Source organism: Paraburkholderia azotifigens, from assembly GCF_007995085.1.
Classification (GTDB): Bacteria; Pseudomonadota; Gammaproteobacteria; order Burkholderiales; family Burkholderiaceae; genus Paraburkholderia; species Paraburkholderia azotifigens.
Genome location: NZ_VOQS01000003.1, coordinates 1,946,156 through 1,963,206, shown reverse-complemented (window position 1 = coordinate 1,963,206; position 17,051 = coordinate 1,946,156). Strand labels below are relative to the sequence as shown.

Below are 17,051 nucleotides of genomic sequence, written 5' to 3'. Positions count from 1 at the left end.
GAGGATTAGCGGCCGACGGTCAGATTCGCCTGGACCGTGACGGCTTGTTGCACCAGCGAAGCCATACCGCTGTTCTGGTTGGCCACCAGGATGCCCGCTGCCGACTGGGCGACGCTCGTCATGGTGTTGGCCATGCTGAAGTCACCCGTGCCGACGCCGATCGCGCCGCCTGCGCCACCTGCTGCGCCTGCGCCGCCCGTGCCGTTGCCGCCTGCTGCCGCCGTCGCCGTCGCGGCCGCACCTGCACCGCCTGCGCCGCCTGCACCGCCTGTGGCGTTACCGCCGTTGCCCGCCGTCGAGCCTGCCGTGCCGCCGTTGCCGGCCGTTGCCGTGGCTGCGCCGCCGTTGCCCGCTGTCGACGTGCCTGCGCCGCCCGTGCCCGTGCCCGTGCCGCCCGTCGACGTGCCGGCGCCGCCCGAAGCCGTCGCCGTGCCTGCCGTTGCTGCGCCGCCCGTCGCCGTGCCCGCGCCCGAAGCGGTAGCCGTCCCCGACCCGGTGTTGCCGGACGCCGTGGCTGCGCCGCTCGACGAGTTTGCGTCACCGCTGCCGCCCGAATGCGAGTGCACGTCGCCGCTGCTCGCGAGGCCTGCGCCAGCGCCCAATGCCAGGGCTGCGCCGCCGCCTGCCGCACGTGCGTTGCCGCCCGCCGCTGCCGAGCCGGCTCCCGCGCTGCCGCCCTTGGCGTACGAGTCGCCGCCTACGCCAACGCCCTTGCCGCCCGATGCCCTGGAGTTGCCGCCGTCGCCGGCATAGGACCGTGCGTTGCCGCCGTCGCCACCCGATGCCCTGGAGTTGCCGCCGTCGCCAGCAATGGCCTTGCCGCCATCGCCGCCGTAGCCGCCGCTGCCGCCGATCGCCAATGCGCTGCCGCCCTTCGCGCCGATGCCCTTCGCACCGTTTCCGCCACGTCCGCCGTTCGCGTTGCCGTCGTTATAGGCATGGTTGCCGATGCCCCAGACGCTCACGCCCGACACCGAGCCGGACAGACGGCTTGCCGCGACGATCTTGGTGGTGTTGAACGAATCCTGCGCGACCTTGGAGCCGGTCGTGATTTCGTTAGCGTTATTGCCCGTGGTGCTGGTCTGGGTGGAGGTCGCCTCGTTCGTTGCTGTGTTGTTCCCGTGGTAGGCCTTCTGGTTGCAGGATGAATCACTGTCACTGCATGGGTTTGCCATTGCGTAACCGCTGCAGCCCAATGCGACGACTGCTGCGGACGCCAATAGAGTTTTGCGCATGGAATCCTCCTGGAGGAGATGGGGGGCGGCTTGGCCAACTGCACCAATCCGGGACGCCGTGTCGCATAGGCAATGCCACGCGCGTAAGGCCCTGAAATTTAAAGAAATTTCACATTTCCCGTTATGCGGGATGCAAAGGCACGGGTAAATACCTACGTTTAATGTTTCGCGTTTGAAACGGCTAAACCGGCATTGCGCCGGCTCGCGAATATGAGGGGCTTTGGAATTGCTTTCGATTCAAACGACTGGATAACATTACTAAGACAAAAGCGCAGCATTTAAAAACGTTTCTTTTTTGTCGGGCCTGATTCTTGAGTCGCAGGGTAATCGGCCTCCCAACCCCCTTCATTTTTCGACAATGACGCTTAGTCGCCTTGTGCACCAAGGGGTTACGCGCAATGGGCAGTGGCGACGCACGGCGGATTCCTGGCGTAAAAAAACGTATCGTTTGCGACGCTGAAAGCCGCAGGCAGCCTTTATCCGCAAGTTTTTCCGCTTCACCGGACGGCGGCAGCCATTATTTTACAATTTCAGCATTCACCTAAATATGCAAAACTCCGGCAAATAGTCACACTCTATTGCGCGGGGCATCAATTTACCATTAATCCTGCGGCTTGCCCATCAAAACAAAATACTCGACTCCAATACAGAAAGGACTCACCGCTTTATTGCGGCACATTAATGCGACGCATCAGTAAACGTTTTACCGGCGCGCCATTGATACTGAATAACCCATATTGAATGATTTGTTTAATTATCGATTATTCGTCCGTCAGATCCGACTCTGCATTTTCAAAGCCCGAGTTCCCATCCGGCTGATCGAGCCACGCGCAAATGCGTTCGACGGTCCACGCCGGGTCGTCGTGAGGAAGATCGTGGCCCGCCCACGCGTGACGCCAGTGCGGAGCGCGCCACGCCGCCGCGAGCGCCGCGGAGCAGACGGGATCGACGAGTCCGTCCTCGCGCGTCGACAGCACGAGCGTCGAGCACGCGGGCCGTTGCCGTTTCGCGCTGAAGCTAGCCGCCGCGAACAGTTGCCGCAGAGCGTTCGCCCGGCTGACGGGCGCGCTTTCGCGGATGGCCGTCCACGCCTTGACGTCGGCGTCGCGTGTGTCGCGGTTGGCGCAGGTCAGGCGATGGATTTCGGCCTCCGCCGTGCTCGCCTCGTTCCAATGCCACGCGACGCGCGCAAGCCCCGCCCACGCTTGAGGACGCAGCCGTTCGTCGAAGCGGCTGAACGGCCGCATGCTCGTGTTGATCAACACGAGCCGGTCGATGTCGGCGGGATGACGCTGCGCCCAGCACGTCGCGACCATGCCACCCAGCGACATCGCCAGCACGCAGTACGGCCCCGGCGCGCCCCGCGCGCGTGCCGCCGCGCGCACGAAGTCGACCATTCCGGCAACCTGCAGCGGCGCGCGCAGGTTCGCGTACTCGCCGTTGCCTGGCAAGTCGATCGTCAGCACGCGTGCGGGCGACGCGCCTGGCCTGACGCCATTCAGCGCCGCCCGCAATGCGTCGGGTAACGCGCCCCAGTGACGCGCCTCGCGGGTCAGGCCGCGCAACAGAATCCACGTGCTCATCTTCGCCCGGGCCTGTACCAGAGTTCGGTCGCGCTACTGAGCAGCTGATCGCGGCGGACGCCGTGCGGCAACCAACGCTCCGACGCATACGCCGCGCGCGTCAGGAAATCGAGCAGGTTCGCGTGACGCCGCAACACGCGCGCGGTGCGATGCGCCTTCACGGGATTGAACATGCCTTGCCGCGAGAAGATCTGTCGCGGGTTCTTCTTGATCCACAGCCACGAGCCGAGTTCGAGCGTCATCGGCAGAAAGATGTTGGGCGGCGGCGTGCGGTCGTAGGCCCAGTCCCACAGATCGCCGTGCAGCAGATACTGGTGGCTCTGCGGCTCGAACATGTAGCCGTGATGCGGATGCGCGCGCTCGAACATCGTTTTCAGCGCGTACATTTCGGGCAGATGCGCCATCGCGCGGCGCGTCTTCGCATAGGGAAACCAGATGCTGTCGCTCCAGCCGTAGCCGGAGTGGCAATCCAGCGCGAACGACAGCGGCCGCGCCGCGAGTTCTTCCGCGACGACGCGCAGCAGCGCCGCCGCCTCCCCTTCCATCGGTGCGCCGCGCCGCCCGCGATACCACGGCAGCCACGAACCGACACGCTGGCCGCCTGCCAGCAAGGGCACGCGTTCCTCGGCGTCCTGCGGCGCGTTGCGCATCAGGTCCACGCCATTCGGATTCGCGCGCGTCGCGGCCCACATACCGCCTGGATTGACGATGGGTACGATGTAAATACGAATGGAATCGAGCTGTTCGAGCAGCAGCTCATCCCACACGAGCCGGGACAGCAGCGACCGCATGTACTCCAGCACGAGCCGGGAGCCGATGCGTTCGAGTCCGTGGATGCCGCCGAAGAAACCCACGGCAGGAGCTTTAGGATCGTTCGTTCCGATCGACGCGACATACACTTCGAATGTGCGACCCGCCACTTCGACGCCAGCCACGCTTTTGATGTCGAACGACCGCGCGCCCTCGTCGAGCAGCGCCTTCAGGTCGTCGTATTCGGCGAAGCTGTCAGGCAACAAGCTGAAAGCGCGCATGGTTGTAGTTTCGTTATGGGCGGCTACATCGGGGATAGCGCCGCCTGCCGCCGCCAATATAGCCGCTTTGCATGACGGACGCCTATCGGCAATCCGCGCCGGCTGTGCGTCGCCCAACCAACGCAGCTTTTGTGCCACGCATTCGTCGCGATTCGCCGGACGGGCGGGCCGCAATCACGTCCGAACCGGACGGCGTCCTTGCGGCTCCGGCGAACGAAAGCAGCAACGGGAGCTCGAGCATGAAGATCGAAACCGGGCAGATGCAGGAATTGGCGCGCGCCAATCAGGCGCTCGTACGTGCAGCCGACCGGCTGCTCGATCAGGCCGAGCGCGTGCGGCAGTTGCGAAGCGTCAATGCGGATGCTTCCGATGCCTGCATCCTCTTGCAGAACATGCAGCAGAGTCTCCTCGGGCTCTGTTCGCTGCGACGCGTAATCAGGCGCGAGGTACGTGACGACTTCGCGTACTCGCTGTGGCAGCGGAACGGATCGAGTCCCGAGCGCTGGACGAACCGTCTGCTCCTGCGCCGAGCCGCGTATCGTCAGACGAGCTACGCGCTCAGGCTGCTACACGACGATAACTCGCCTTGCGCGTGAACAACGGCACGTCGTTTCGCATGTCATCGCCATGACACACTGCGCGATCGAATGTTGCGCGACGAATCCATGAGTCAGGGGAGAAGAACCAAAAGATATAGTCGTCTAGATGTTGCGACGCCTTCACTCAACCGTCACAGACGCTTTCTAGAATGTCCCACAACTTCCGGCATGCACGGAGTCATCGACAGGACACTCATGGAAGCAATCCGCATCGAACGTCTGAGCAAGACGTTCGGCAACGGCCGCAAGGCGCTCGACGAGATCGACCTGCGCGTCGGGCAAGGCGAAATGGTCGCGCTGATCGGTGCATCGGGCTCGGGCAAGTCGACACTGTTGCGTCATATTGCGGGCTTCACGGTGTCGGATGCGCAGCCTTCGCAGATTTCGATTCTTGGCCGTCCGATCCAGCAGAACGGCCGCATCGTACGTGAAGTGCGCAGCATTCGCCGCGACATCGGCTTCGTTTTCCAGCAGTTCAATCTCGTGAACCGGCTGACGGTCGAAGCGAACGTGCTGATCGGCGCGCTCGCGCGTCTGCCGCTCTGGCGCCGTCTCACCGGCTGCTTTCCGCGCGGCGAACGCGAACTGTCGATGTCGGCATTGAACGAGGTCGGCATCGGCGAACATGCGCGCGAGCGTGCGTCGAATCTCTCGGGCGGACAGCAGCAGCGCGCAGCGCTCGCACGCGCGCTCGTTCAGCAGGCGCAGATCATTCTCGCCGACGAGCCGATCGCTTCCCTCGACCCCGAATCGTCGCGCCGCGTGATGGACATGCTGCGCACGCTGAACATCGAGCATCGGCTGACGGTGCTGGTGTCGCTGCATCAGGTCGACATCGCGATGCAGTACTGCCAGCGCACGGTCGCGATGCGACGCGGCAAGATCGTCTACGACGGTCCCTCTTCCGCGCTCACGCCCGTACTCCTGCAAAAGCTCTATGGCGACGATGCGCGCGAGCTGTTCGAAGACACTCCGCAGTCCGATCCGCAGTCCGGCAGCGCTGCGTCGCGCGCGCAGATGCTGCCTTTGAACACGGCGCGCCCGGCCTGATTCCCTCTTCGAAAGAAACGCTGTCACCGACTCACTCACCTGGAACAGAACACATGAAATTCCTGCGCTCTCTGCTCGTCGGCGTTGCGGCCGTGTCGGCTTTCGCCAGCATGGCCGCTCATGCCGAAGATCTGAATCTCGGCATTATCTCGACCGATTCGTCGGCCGTGCTCAAGCAGCGCTGGCAGCCCCTCATCGACGACCTGAACACGCAGACGGGTCTGAACGTCAAGGCGTTCTTCGCGACCGACTACGCGGGCATTATCGAAGGCATGCGCTTCAACAAGGTGCAGGTTGCGTATCTCGGCAATGCGTCGGCGATCGAAGCCGTCGATCGTTCGAATGGCGAAGTATTCGCGAAGACGACGTATTCGAACGGCGATGCCGGCTACTACTCGGTGCTGATCACGAACACGAACAGCCGCTTCAAGACGCTCGACGACGTGTTCAGGAATACGAATGATATCACGCTCGGTTTCGGCGATCCGAACTCGACCTCGGGCTCGCTGGTCCCCGGCTATTACCTGTTTGCGCAGCGCAACGCGCCTGTGCGCACGTCGTTCAAGACGGTGCTGCCGTCGAGCCACGAAGCGAATCTGCTGGCCGTCGTGAACAACAAGGTCGACATCGCGACGAACAACACCGAAATGCTCGACACGCTGAAGAAGCAGCATCCCGACCGTTTCGCGCAGGTGCGCGTGCTGTGGCAATCGCCGCTGATTCCGTCGGACCCGCTCGTGTGGCGCAAGGATCTGCCCGACGCGACGAAGGAAAAGCTGCGCAAGTTCTTCTACAACTATGCGAAGACGGACGCGCGCGAAAAGGCTGTGATGGTGAACATCTTCAGCTATAGCGGTTTCTCGCCGTCGACGGATGCGCAGTTGCAGCCGATCCGCCAGATCAAGCTGTTCGAGCAGAAGCAGAAGATCGAAGCCGATGCGTCGCTGTCGGACGCCGACCGCAAGACACAGATGGCCGCCATCGACGCGAAGCTGTCCGCACTGAACGCGCAAAAGCAATGAACGCAGCCGACCTGAGCGCCGATCGCTCGACGCCTTCGACCGCCCTGCCGCAGCCCTCGCAGCGGGTGACGGCTGCGGCGGCCGGCAAGCGCAGCTGGATGTCGCTGCTCGGCTGGATCGCGTTGATCGCGGTGCTCGGCCTGTCGTGGCGGGCCGCCGACATGCGCCCGCTCGACCTGCTGTCCGACTCGGGCAACATGGGGCAGTTTGCGAAGGACTTCTTTCCGCCGGACTTCACCGAATGGCGCACGTACGTGCACGAGATGGGCGTGACGCTTGCGGTCGCGGTGTGGGGCACGGCGCTGTCCATCGTGTGCTCGATTCCGTTCGGGCTGCTGTCGGCGAGCAACATGGCGCCCGCCTGGGTCGTGCAGCCCGTGCGCCGGCTGATGGACGCGTGCCGCGCGATCAACGAGATGGTGTTCGCGATGCTGTTCATCGTCGCGGTCGGGCTCGGGCCGTTTGCAGGCGTGCTGGCGTTGTGGGTGCATACGACGGGCGTGCTGGCCAAGCTGTTCGCCGAAGCCGTCGAAGCGATCGATCCGCGTCCCGTGGAAGGTGTGCGGGCGACGGGTGCAACGAGTCTCGATGAGATTGTCTACGGCGTGCTGCCGCAGGTCATGCCTTTATGGATTTCTTATGCGCTTTATCGCTTTGAATCGAATGTGCGGTCGGCGATGGTCGTCGGGATGGTCGGCGCCGGGGGCATCGGGGTTGTGCTCTATGAGTCCATTCGCTCGTTCAATTATTCGCAGACCGCGGCTGTTATGTTGATGGTCATTGTTGTCGTTACTGTTATTGATGTTTTGTCTGCTCGACTGCGCGAGCGGGTTATTTAACGCGGTTTTTTGTCTGCGACGCAGTCGTCAGTATTGGGTTTTTGGTTTTGCTGACGCTGGTTTTGCTGGCATCCGCGAATTCGTATCGGTACTTCACGCGTTGCCCCTGTGCGGGGCGGCACCTACTTTTCTTTGCAGCGGCAAAGAAAAGTAGGCAAAAGAAAGCCGCTCACCCCGCCAATCCTTGTGTTTGCCTGCGGGCCCCCTACGGGTCCCGCACTCCACACGGCATCACGCTATTCGTTGCTCGTTGCCAGCGCGCTAAACAGACGCATCACCCTCTCCAGTCACCCGTAACGCAGCCGGCGGCAGCGAATTGTCCGCGCCGCCCAGGTGGCAAACGGTGTGTAGGTTCTCGCACCTTACGCGTTGGCGCTCCTACGACACCGGTCCCGCTTTTCAGTCCCTAGTGGGGCAAAGCCGGTCATGCCTCAATGTCGGCCATTTTTCGCCCGCTGCATGCGGGCTTTTTTTCGCCATCCGGCTTGCGGATTTAGACCACCGGCAATCAGAAAAGACCTATTTAGCCCCGTCTGTTGCTTTGTCGTGCATCTTTGCAGTTCTTGACAGAAGCGTTTGAACGATTCCGATACGTTTACAGATTCTTGTTAGTTCGTACAACAAATAAACAGTGAATCAAAAGAACTATCGATTGGTCTTTAGCCGTTTGCACGGCATGCTCGTCGCGGTCGAGGAAAACGCGACGGGTTCTGGAAAATCCGCTGGCGAAACACGCGCTGTGCGATGTGTATCGAAGAACCCATACTGCTCATTGAGCAGCTTCGGTGCGCTGTTGCTTGCCGTCACGCCCACGCTCGCCTTCCCGCAGATCGTTCCGGGCGGCGCGCATGCGCCTGGCATCATCAATACGCAGAACGGTATTCCGCAGGTCAATATCAACCGTCCGTCTGGCGCGGGCGTGTCGATGAACACCTACAACCAGTTTGATGTTCAGAAGAGCGGCGCGATCCTCAACAACGCGAATCGCATCACGAACACGCAGCAGGCAGGCTACATCAACGGCAATCCGAACTTCGGACCGAACGATGCCGCGAAGATCATCGTCAATCAGGTCAACTCCAGCAGCGCGAGCCAGATCAACGGTTATGTGGAGGTCGCAGGGTCACGCGCGGAAGTCGTGATTGCGAACGGCTCGGGGATCAGCGTGAACGGCGGCGGCTTCATCAACACGTCGCGCGCGATCCTGACAACGGGCACGCCGAATTTCGCCGCCGATGGTTCGCTTGCGGGTTTCAACGTGACGGGCGGCAACATCACGGTGACGGGCGCAGGCTTCAACGCGTCCGATGCCGACCAGGCGGATCTGCTGGCGCGCGCGGTGCAGGCGAACGCTGCGATCTATGCGAAGAACCTGAACGTCATCACGGGTGCGAACTCGGTCGATCACGATACGCTCAATGCAACGCCCATCGCAGGCAGCAGTCCCGCGCCTGGCGTGTCCATCGACGTCTCGAATCTTGGCGGCATGTACGCGAACCGTATCGTGCTCGTCGGCACCGAGAACGGCGTAGGCGTGTCGAACAATGGCGTGCTTGCGGCGCAGTCAGGCGACCTTACCCTGACGACTCAGGGCAAGCTGGTCCTGGCCGGACAGACGAACGCGAGCGGCAACATCAGCGTGTCCGCACGCGACCGCATCGACAACAGCGGTACGACCTACGCGCAGCAGAACGTCAGCGCGAACACATCGGGTGCGCTGAACAATAGTGGCGTGCTTGCCGCGCAGCAGAACACGAGCGTGAGCGCAGGCAGCGTCGCATCAACGGGCACGCTCGGCGCAGGCGTCAACGGCGACGGCACCATTGCGAACTCGGGCGACCTGAACGTGAGCGCGTCGGGCGCGGTGACGGCCACGGGCCGCAACGAAGGCGGCGGTAACACCACGATTCAGGGCACGTCGGTCAATCTGGCGGGCAGCAACACGTCGGCGAATGGCGCGCTCACACTCGCGGCAAATAGCGGCGACCTGAACCTGTCCGGCGCGGCGACGACGGCGGGCGGCGCGCTCAACGCAAACGCGACCGGTACGCTCGCGAACGACGGCGGTACGCTGTCCAGCGGCGGCGCGCTGCAGGCGTCCGGCGCGAACGTCTCGAACGCGAACGGCCAGATGGTTTCAGGCTCGACGCTCGCTCTTAACACGACGGGCGCACTCGGCAACGCGAACGGCGTCATCCAGTCGGCGGGTGGCGCGACCTTCCATGCCGGTTCGCTGAACAATGCAGCGGGCCGCATCGTGTCGCTAAACAGCGATGGTATGACGCTCGCAATCACGAACGCACTGCTCAACGGGCCGAATGGCGTCATCGGCACGAACGGCGCGCTGAATGTCACGGCGGCGAGCATTGCAAACCAGGGGCAAACGTCGGCAGCGGGCAGCGCGAGGATTCACGCGCAGACCATCGACAATCACGCGGGCAGCATCACGGCGGGCGGCGCGCTCAACGCTTCTTCTGTCGGCGCACTCAGCAACGCGGGCGGCACGCTTTCAGGCTCGGCGACGACCGTTGCTGCTTCGTCCGTCGACAATACCAACGGCAGCATCGACGGCGATTCGCTCGCGCTTTCGGCTTCGGGCACGCTCACGAATCGCGGCGGCAAGATTACGCAGTACGGCGCGGCGGACCAGACCATCACGGCTGGCGGCGCGCTCGACAATACGGGTGGCGAGATCGCGTCGAACGCGAACAGCCTGACCGTCTCCGCGCAGTCCGTCAAGAACGATAGCGGCACGTTCCAGCACGCAGGCGCTGGCACGCTTGACGTTAAAGCTTCGGGCGCGCTGTCGAACGTCGGCGGCAAGGTGCAGACCAACGGCGCGCTGATTGCGACGGCCGCAAGTTTTGATAACAGCGGCGGCACGCTGACGGCACGGAAAGCGGCGCAGATTTACGCCGCGTCGGGCATCGTCAATCGCGGCGGTTCGCAATACGGCGTCGACGGCCTGACGCTCGTCACGCAGGGCGACATCGACAACACGGGCGGCTCGGCGCAGTCAGGCGGCGACCTGTCACTGTCGGCGGGCGGTGCGCTGTTCAACGCGCAGAGCACAATTGCCGCCAATGGCGCGCATGGCGCGGCCAACGTCACGGCGACAACCATAGACAACACGGGCGGCAAGCTGACCAACGCAGGCGACGGCGCGACGACCGTAACCGCCGCTAACGTCGTCAACACGGGCGGCACGCTCGGCGGCAATGGCGATGTGACCGTCAACGCGCAGACATTGAGCAACGATGCAGGGGCGAACCTCGTCGCGGGCGGCGCGGCGAACCTGAACGTCTCGCAAAGCGCAAATAACACGGGCGGCACGCTGTTCGGCGGCAAGGCGCTCAATCTCAATCAGGCTAACGCCGCTGTCATCAATGATGGCGGCTCGATCCTGAGCGGCGTCGATGCGTCGGTCAATGTCGCGTCGCTGTCGAACGCGGGCGGCGCGATCCGCGCGAATCGAGACGCGACGGTCAGCGGCGCGGTATCGGGCGATGGCGACATGGTCGCAGGCCGCAACCTGTCGCTTGCCGTGAATGGCGACTACACCAACGATACCGCCAACAACCTGCACGCTGACGGCGACATGACCGTGAGCGTGACCGGCACGCTCACCAACACGGGCACGCTTGCAGCCAATGGCGCGCTCACGGCGACAGGCGCGAATGTCGTGAACACAGCAACGGGCGACATCAATTCGTCGAGCACGACCGTCAACGCCACGGGCACCTTGCAGAACGACGGCCGTATTGAAGGCAACACGGTCACGACGAACGCCCCGACGATGAACAACACGGGCGCGATCATCGGCAACGACGTAACGCTCAACGCGAACGACGTGCAGAACACGGGCGCGGCAGCCGTCATCGCGGGCGCGAACAGCGTGCATGTCTACGCACAGAACTCCGTGACGAACACAGACGGCGCGCTCATCTACAGCGCGGGCAATCTGGCAATCGCGAAGGACGGCGCGCGCGACAGTTCGGGCATGCTCGCGAACCAGACGAACACGCTCACCAACAGCGCGGCATCTATCGAAGCAGATGGCGATATCGACATCGCGGCCCACACGGTCAGCAATGTCCGTACGGGCGTCGTCACGCAGGCAGGCACGCCGCAGGATGTGGGTTCGACGACCCTGACGCTGTGGACGGCTGGCTTCGGCAACGATCTGTCGGCGGGCGTGTTCGGCAACTATCACAGCCTCGACTTCCCGCAATGGAACTGGAGCGCGGGCGCGATCTCGGACCAGACGATCAAGGCACTCGCGCAGCCGATCACTGTGACGCTTCCGGCGTCGCAGGTCACGAACCTGGACACGACCGCGCAGACGCTCTCACTGACGCAGCCCATTTACGATCACTACCAGTCCGGCGCGACCGTGGTCGCGCGCGATGTCACGACCAACGCGACGCAGTGGTACAACAGCCTGACCGAAAACGGCGACGGCACGGTGTCGATCACGTTCTGGCCGGACTTCGATCCGAACAAGAACATGCGCCCTGACGCGAAGCAGGTCCGGTGGGACATTGGCAACCACGACTATGTCGAGAAGTCGCGCACCACACAGACCACGACGACAACCGACCAGTTCGTGAGCGCGGGCAATGGCGCGACGATTCAGGCACAGGGCGCAATCCGCATCAATGCGGACAACGGCAGCATTGACAATGATTCGTCGACGATGGCGGCGGGCGGCGACCTCGTGCGTCGCGCGAACGGCGGCAGCGTCACGGATACGGGTGTCGTGCTCCAGCAGAGCGTCGAGCAGGTTACGTCGTCTGTCTACTACTGGCATCAGAAAACAGGCGGCAGCACTGACACGACGGAGCCGCTCAAAGACGGCGCGTTCGACGGCATCAGCCAGTACACGACGACCGTCGATGCACTGCCTGCGATTGCCACGTCGAACCAGAACGTGCAGACCGATGCGCAGAGCATCAGCATCAATTCCGTCAACCGCCAGGGTCAGACGGTTGCCGGTTCCGGCGTGACGGGCGGCAGCGCAGACGGCACGCAGACGGGCACGATGAGCGGACAGTCGAACCGGCCGCAGACGGTCGGCGGCGCAACGGGCGGCATTCCGAACCTGAAACTGCCGGTGAACGGCTTGTACACGTACAACACCGCGCCCGGTGCAACATACCTGATTGCGACCGATCCTCGTTTCACGCAGTACACGAAGTTCATTTCGAGCGACTACATGCTCGGACAGTTGGGCCTCGACCCGTCGAAGATCGAGAAGCGCCTGGGCGACGGACTGTATGAGGAAACGCTGATCCGAAACCAGGTCACGCAACTGACGGGCCGCACTTTTCTCGCCGGCTTCACCGATAACCTGGATGAGTACACGGCGCTGATGAACAACGGCGTCACCTACGCGAAGGAATTCAGCCTCGAACCGGGCATTGCCCTGACGCCGCAGCAGATGGCGCAACTGACAACCGACATGGTGTGGCTCGTGTCGCAGGACGTGACACTGCCCGATGGTTCGCATCAGACGGTGCTCGTGCCACAGGTGTATCTCGCGCAATCGAGCACGGTCGACCTGACGCATAGCGGCGCGCTCGTCGCGGGTAACAACGTGAACCTGAACGCAAGCGGCGACATCGCGAACAGCGGACACGTCTCCAGCAACCTCGCGACGACCGTCATAGGCAACAACATCACGAACAGCGGCATCATCGGCAGCGCGGGCACGACGACGGTTGCCGCCATTCAGGACGTTCGCAATTCGAGCGGTCGCATTGGCGGCGGCGATGTTGTCGTGCAGGCCGGTCGCGATGTCATCAACGAGACGCAGACCTACGGCGTGTCGACATCGTTCAATGACCACTCGTATAGCGGCACCACGAGCGGCACAAGCGTTGTTGCAGTCGGTACGATTTCGGCGACGAACAACGCGGCGGTGATCGCGGGCCGCGACGTGAACCTCAATGGCGCGCTCATTCAGACGGCCGGCGATGCTGCCGTTGTGGCGGGCCGTGATCTGAACGTCGGTACGACCGCGCTCACCTCGTCGAAAGATTCGAGCGGCAAAGGCGGTCTCGACGCCATGCACGACACACAGACGCAGAACCTTGGCAGCGCGATCGTCGCGGGCGGAACGCTTGCGACCGTCTCGGGACGCGATACGACGCTCACGGATGCGACGGTGCGCGCGGGCGGCGATGCGTCGATGATCGCGGGCGGTAACCTGACCGTCACGGCGGCAAAGGACACGCACACGCACGCCGAACAGTCGTTTAGCAACAGCAAAAGCCAGCACACCGCTTCGTCGTATGACGAGGCGGTACAAGGATCGAGCGTGAGCGCGGGCGGCAATGTGACGCTCGCGGCCGGTCAGAATGGCAACGGCAATCTCGCGGTGCTCGGCTCGAATGTTTCAACCGATACAGGCGGTGGCGGCGTCAGACTCGTCTCGACGGGCGACGTGACGATTGGAAGCGTGAGTGAAACGCACGACTCGCAAAGCTGGTCGCACGACGAGCATTCTGGCTTCCTGTCGAAACAGAAGGACACGGACTCGACGAGTTCGCACCAGGTCATCGCGAACGGCTCGACCGTTTCCGGCGATACCGTTACGGGCGCCGCTGGTCACGACATGACGATTACCGGCTCGACGGTGGCGGCGACGAACGATGTCACGCTTGCGGCAGCGAACAACCTGAGCGTCAACACGTCGCAGGATACGAGCGATTCGAGCCACTTCCACCAGACCGTCAAGAGTGGCCTCGGCAGTTCGGGCGGCATCGGGATTTCCTACGGCACGGTCGACACGAAGGACACCACGCACGACAGGTCGGTGACGAACAACGGAAGTCTGATCGGCAGCACGGACGGCAGTGTGTATCTGGCTGCGGGCGTGGACCTTCACGTCACGGGCAGCGACATCATCGCGGCGCAGAACGTGACGGGCACGGGCGCGAACGTCATCATCGACTCCGCAGTCAACACTGCTCACCACGACGAGACACAGGAAGTCAGCAAGAGCGGCTTTACGCTCGCGGTGAAAGCCCCTGTTCTCGATGCGATCACGAACACGATTGACCAGGCGCGCGCCGCGAGCCACAGCCAGGACGACCGCGCGGCGGCGCTGCATGGCATCGCGGCAGCGAGTGGCGCGGTTGACGCCATTGGCGCGGCGGGCGGCGCAGCGAAAGAACTCGCCAGCGGTCAGCCGATGTCCGCGAAGATCGAACTGAGTTATGGCAGCAGCCACAGCAAGAACACGTTCAACGAGGACAGCACGACGAACAAGGGATCGAGCGTGACGGCGGGCGGTACGGCAGCGTTTGTCGCAACCGGGAGCGGCACGCCAGGGAGCGGCAATCTCACGATTGCCGGGTCGAACGTGAACGCCAACGACGTGATGCTCGCAGCGAAGAATCAGATCAATCTCGTTAACACGACCGACACGGACACGACGCGCAGCACGAACCAGTCGAGCAGCGCGAGCGTGGGCGTGTCGTACGGTACGCAGGGCTTCGGCGTGTCGGCATCGATGGCGAAGGCACACGGCGACGCGAACAGCGACGCGGCGATGCAAAACAACACGCACGTCAACGGCGCGAACAGCGTCAGCATTGTGTCGGGCGGCGATACGAACATCATTGGCGCGAATGTGAACGGCCAACAGGTGTCGGCCGATATCGGCGGCAATCTGAACGTGGCGAGCGTGCAGGACACGATGACGAGCAGCGCGCACCAGACCAGCACGGGCGGCGGATTCAGCGTCAGTCAGGGAGGCGGCAGCGCGAGCTTTAGCCATACGAGCGGCAGCGCGGGCGGAGACTATGCGGGCGTGAACGAACAGGCCGGGATTCACGCCGGTTCGGGCGGGTTCGACATCAACGTCAAGGGCAATACGGATCTCAAGGGCGCGACGATTGCAAGCGATGCGGACGCGTCGAAGAATACGCTGACGACGGGCACGCTGACGTTTAGCGACGTGCAGAACCATTCAAGCTATGACGCACATTCGAGCGGCATCGGCGGGGGCTTTACGACGGGCGATGGCGGTTCGAACTACACGACGCACGGACCTACGTCGGGCACGAACGCGGGCGGGGTTGCGCCCATGCTCGGCCAGAACGATAGCGGCAGCAGCAGCGCGACCACGAAAAGCGGCATCAGCGCGGGCACGATCAACGTCACGGACAGCGAGCACCAAGCGCAGGACGTGGCGAGCCTGAATCGTGCTGTGACGAACGCCAATGGCACGGTCGCGAAAGTGCCAGACGTGAACAACCTGCTGAACAACCAGGCCGACATGATGGCGGCAGCGAGTGCAGCGGGTGAAGCGGTCTCGCGGCGCATTGGTGACTATGCTGACATGAAAAAGAAGGAAGCACAGGACAATCATGACCAGGCAGGCGTTGACGCATGGAAGGAAGGCGGCACGGCGCGCGCGGAAATGCAGGCGGCGGGCGCTGCGCTCGTAACGGGTCTCGGCGGCGGAAATGTGATTGCAGGCGCGGCCGGTGGGGGCCTGGCATCGATTGCTGCGGGCAAGCTTAACGAACTGAGCGGTTCGATTGCGGCATCGGGTCCGACCGGCAATGCGGATATGGACAAGGCGCTTGGCAACATCGTCGCGAATGGACTGGCAACGGCCGCAGGCGTAGCGGTTGGCGGCGATGCGGGCGGCTCGTCCGCCTACAACGTCGACCGCTTTAACCGGCAGTTGCATCCTGACGAACGTCAGTGGGCCAAGGACAACGCGAAGAACTTTGCGCAGTTCTACAAGGACAAGACCGGACAGGACATCACGCCGGACCAAGCGCAAAACATACTGCTGGCAAACGGCTACCGACTGGTCGATGCAGCGGCGAGCAAGGGTCCTGGCGGTAACGCTGTGGCGGTCGCATACATCAGCCAGAACGCGGGCAACCTGTTCACGGCTACGACTGCTGAATACAACAATCCCCTTCTTGGCGGCAACAAGGATGGCTCGCTGACGCCTGAACAACGCGCCTTGCCCGGGTCCGTCGCAACCCCAAAGGTCGGACTAGCGATAGCTGGAGCACTAGCGGCGCCTGTTATCCTGCCCGCGCTGGCAGCAATACCGGGTGCACCAATCTTTGGCATAGACGGAGCGCTCGGCTCAGGGGCTTGGGCCTCAACCCCCGGAATCGGCGCGATCTCGGGCGCGGTGAACGCGGCTTCGCAATACATACAAACTGGAACGATCAATCCAGTGGATGTTGGGTATGCGGTACTGGCTGGTGCTGCGGGTGCTCAATACAAACTCATTGGAAATGTCGTCATCAACGCGATGACAGGCGCGCTCGATACGGCTACTAACAACGCAATTTCGGGCAACCACGATAATGTCGCAACGGGTGCGGCTGTCAACGCCGTTGCAGCGGGACTCGGATATCGCATTGGTTTGGGGGCGCAATCTGCAATTGGCAAGCAATTTGGCACAAATCTCTTTGCTCCCAACTACGTGCCCGTCATCGGGTCGGCAATCGGCGGCGCTATCGGCTCGGAAACGAGCGCCGCAGCGATAAACAACGCAAGAAGCAGGCTCGGGAAATAACCCATATCAAGTTGCTAAGGCTATTTGCGCGCATATTTGTGATTGCAATAGCGGGCGTCGCCCTTATCAGAGTGTTCGTGATTCTATTTGTAACGTTGATTTATGGTGGGCGTTGGCCATGGGGCATGAATGACCT

8 protein-coding genes are annotated in these 17,051 nt (G+C 62.8%); 5 read left to right on the top strand and 3 right to left on the bottom strand.

Going from position 1 to position 17,051, the window contains the following annotated elements; all coding sequences use genetic code 11:
• Positions 1–5: 5 nt before the first annotated feature.
• The 3 genes from FRZ40_RS25965 to FRZ40_RS25955 form a co-directional block, all read right to left on the bottom strand.
• On the bottom strand, positions 6–1,235 hold the full coding sequence (locus FRZ40_RS25965) for a hypothetical protein (RefSeq protein ID WP_147236040.1): 1,230 nt from the start codon (positions 1,233–1,235) through the stop codon (positions 6–8).
• Positions 1,236–1,996: 761 nt separating this feature from the next.
• A complete protein-coding gene (locus FRZ40_RS25960) occupies positions 1,997–2,818 on the bottom strand; it encodes an alpha/beta fold hydrolase (protein ID WP_028367963.1) in 822 nt (273 codons plus the stop codon).
• Positions 2,815–3,849, bottom strand: a complete 1,035-nt coding sequence (locus FRZ40_RS25955) for a M14 family zinc carboxypeptidase (RefSeq protein ID WP_147236039.1) — start codon at positions 3,847–3,849, stop codon at positions 2,815–2,817. Before FRZ40_RS25955 ends, FRZ40_RS25960 begins: the two co-directional genes overlap by 4 nt.
• A 239-nt stretch (positions 3,850–4,088) precedes the next feature.
• On the opposite strand from FRZ40_RS25955, the gene FRZ40_RS25950 reads away from it, so the two are divergent.
• The 5 genes from FRZ40_RS25950 to FRZ40_RS25930 all read left to right on the top strand — a co-directional run bounded on the left by FRZ40_RS25950 (position 4,089) and on the right by FRZ40_RS25930 (position 16,915).
• Positions 4,089–4,445 (top strand): hypothetical protein, encoded by a 357-nt coding sequence (locus FRZ40_RS25950; RefSeq protein WP_147236038.1) that lies wholly within the window; start codon positions 4,089–4,091, stop codon positions 4,443–4,445.
• A gap of 198 nt (positions 4,446–4,643) precedes the next feature.
• The gene (gene phnC / locus FRZ40_RS25945) at positions 4,644–5,498 is read left to right on the top strand and encodes a phosphonate ABC transporter ATP-binding protein (RefSeq protein ID WP_147236037.1); all 855 of its coding nucleotides are present in this window, start codon (positions 4,644–4,646) and stop codon (positions 5,496–5,498) included.
• A gap of 53 nt (positions 5,499–5,551) precedes the next feature.
• Positions 5,552–6,520: a phosphonate ABC transporter substrate-binding protein gene (gene phnD, locus FRZ40_RS25940; protein WP_147236036.1), complete on the top strand. Its 969-nt coding sequence runs from the start codon at positions 5,552–5,554 to the stop codon at positions 6,518–6,520.
• 98 nt (positions 6,521–6,618) lie between these two features.
• On the top strand, positions 6,619–7,359 hold the full coding sequence (gene phnE, locus FRZ40_RS25935; protein WP_240057361.1) for a phosphonate ABC transporter, permease protein PhnE: 741 nt from the start codon (positions 6,619–6,621) through the stop codon (positions 7,357–7,359).
• Between the two features lie 772 nt (positions 7,360–8,131).
• Complete coding sequence (locus FRZ40_RS25930) at positions 8,132–16,915, top strand: hemagglutinin repeat-containing protein (RefSeq protein ID WP_477634381.1); 8,784 nt, start codon at positions 8,132–8,134, stop codon at positions 16,913–16,915.
• The last annotated feature ends 136 nt before the right edge of the window (positions 16,916–17,051 follow it).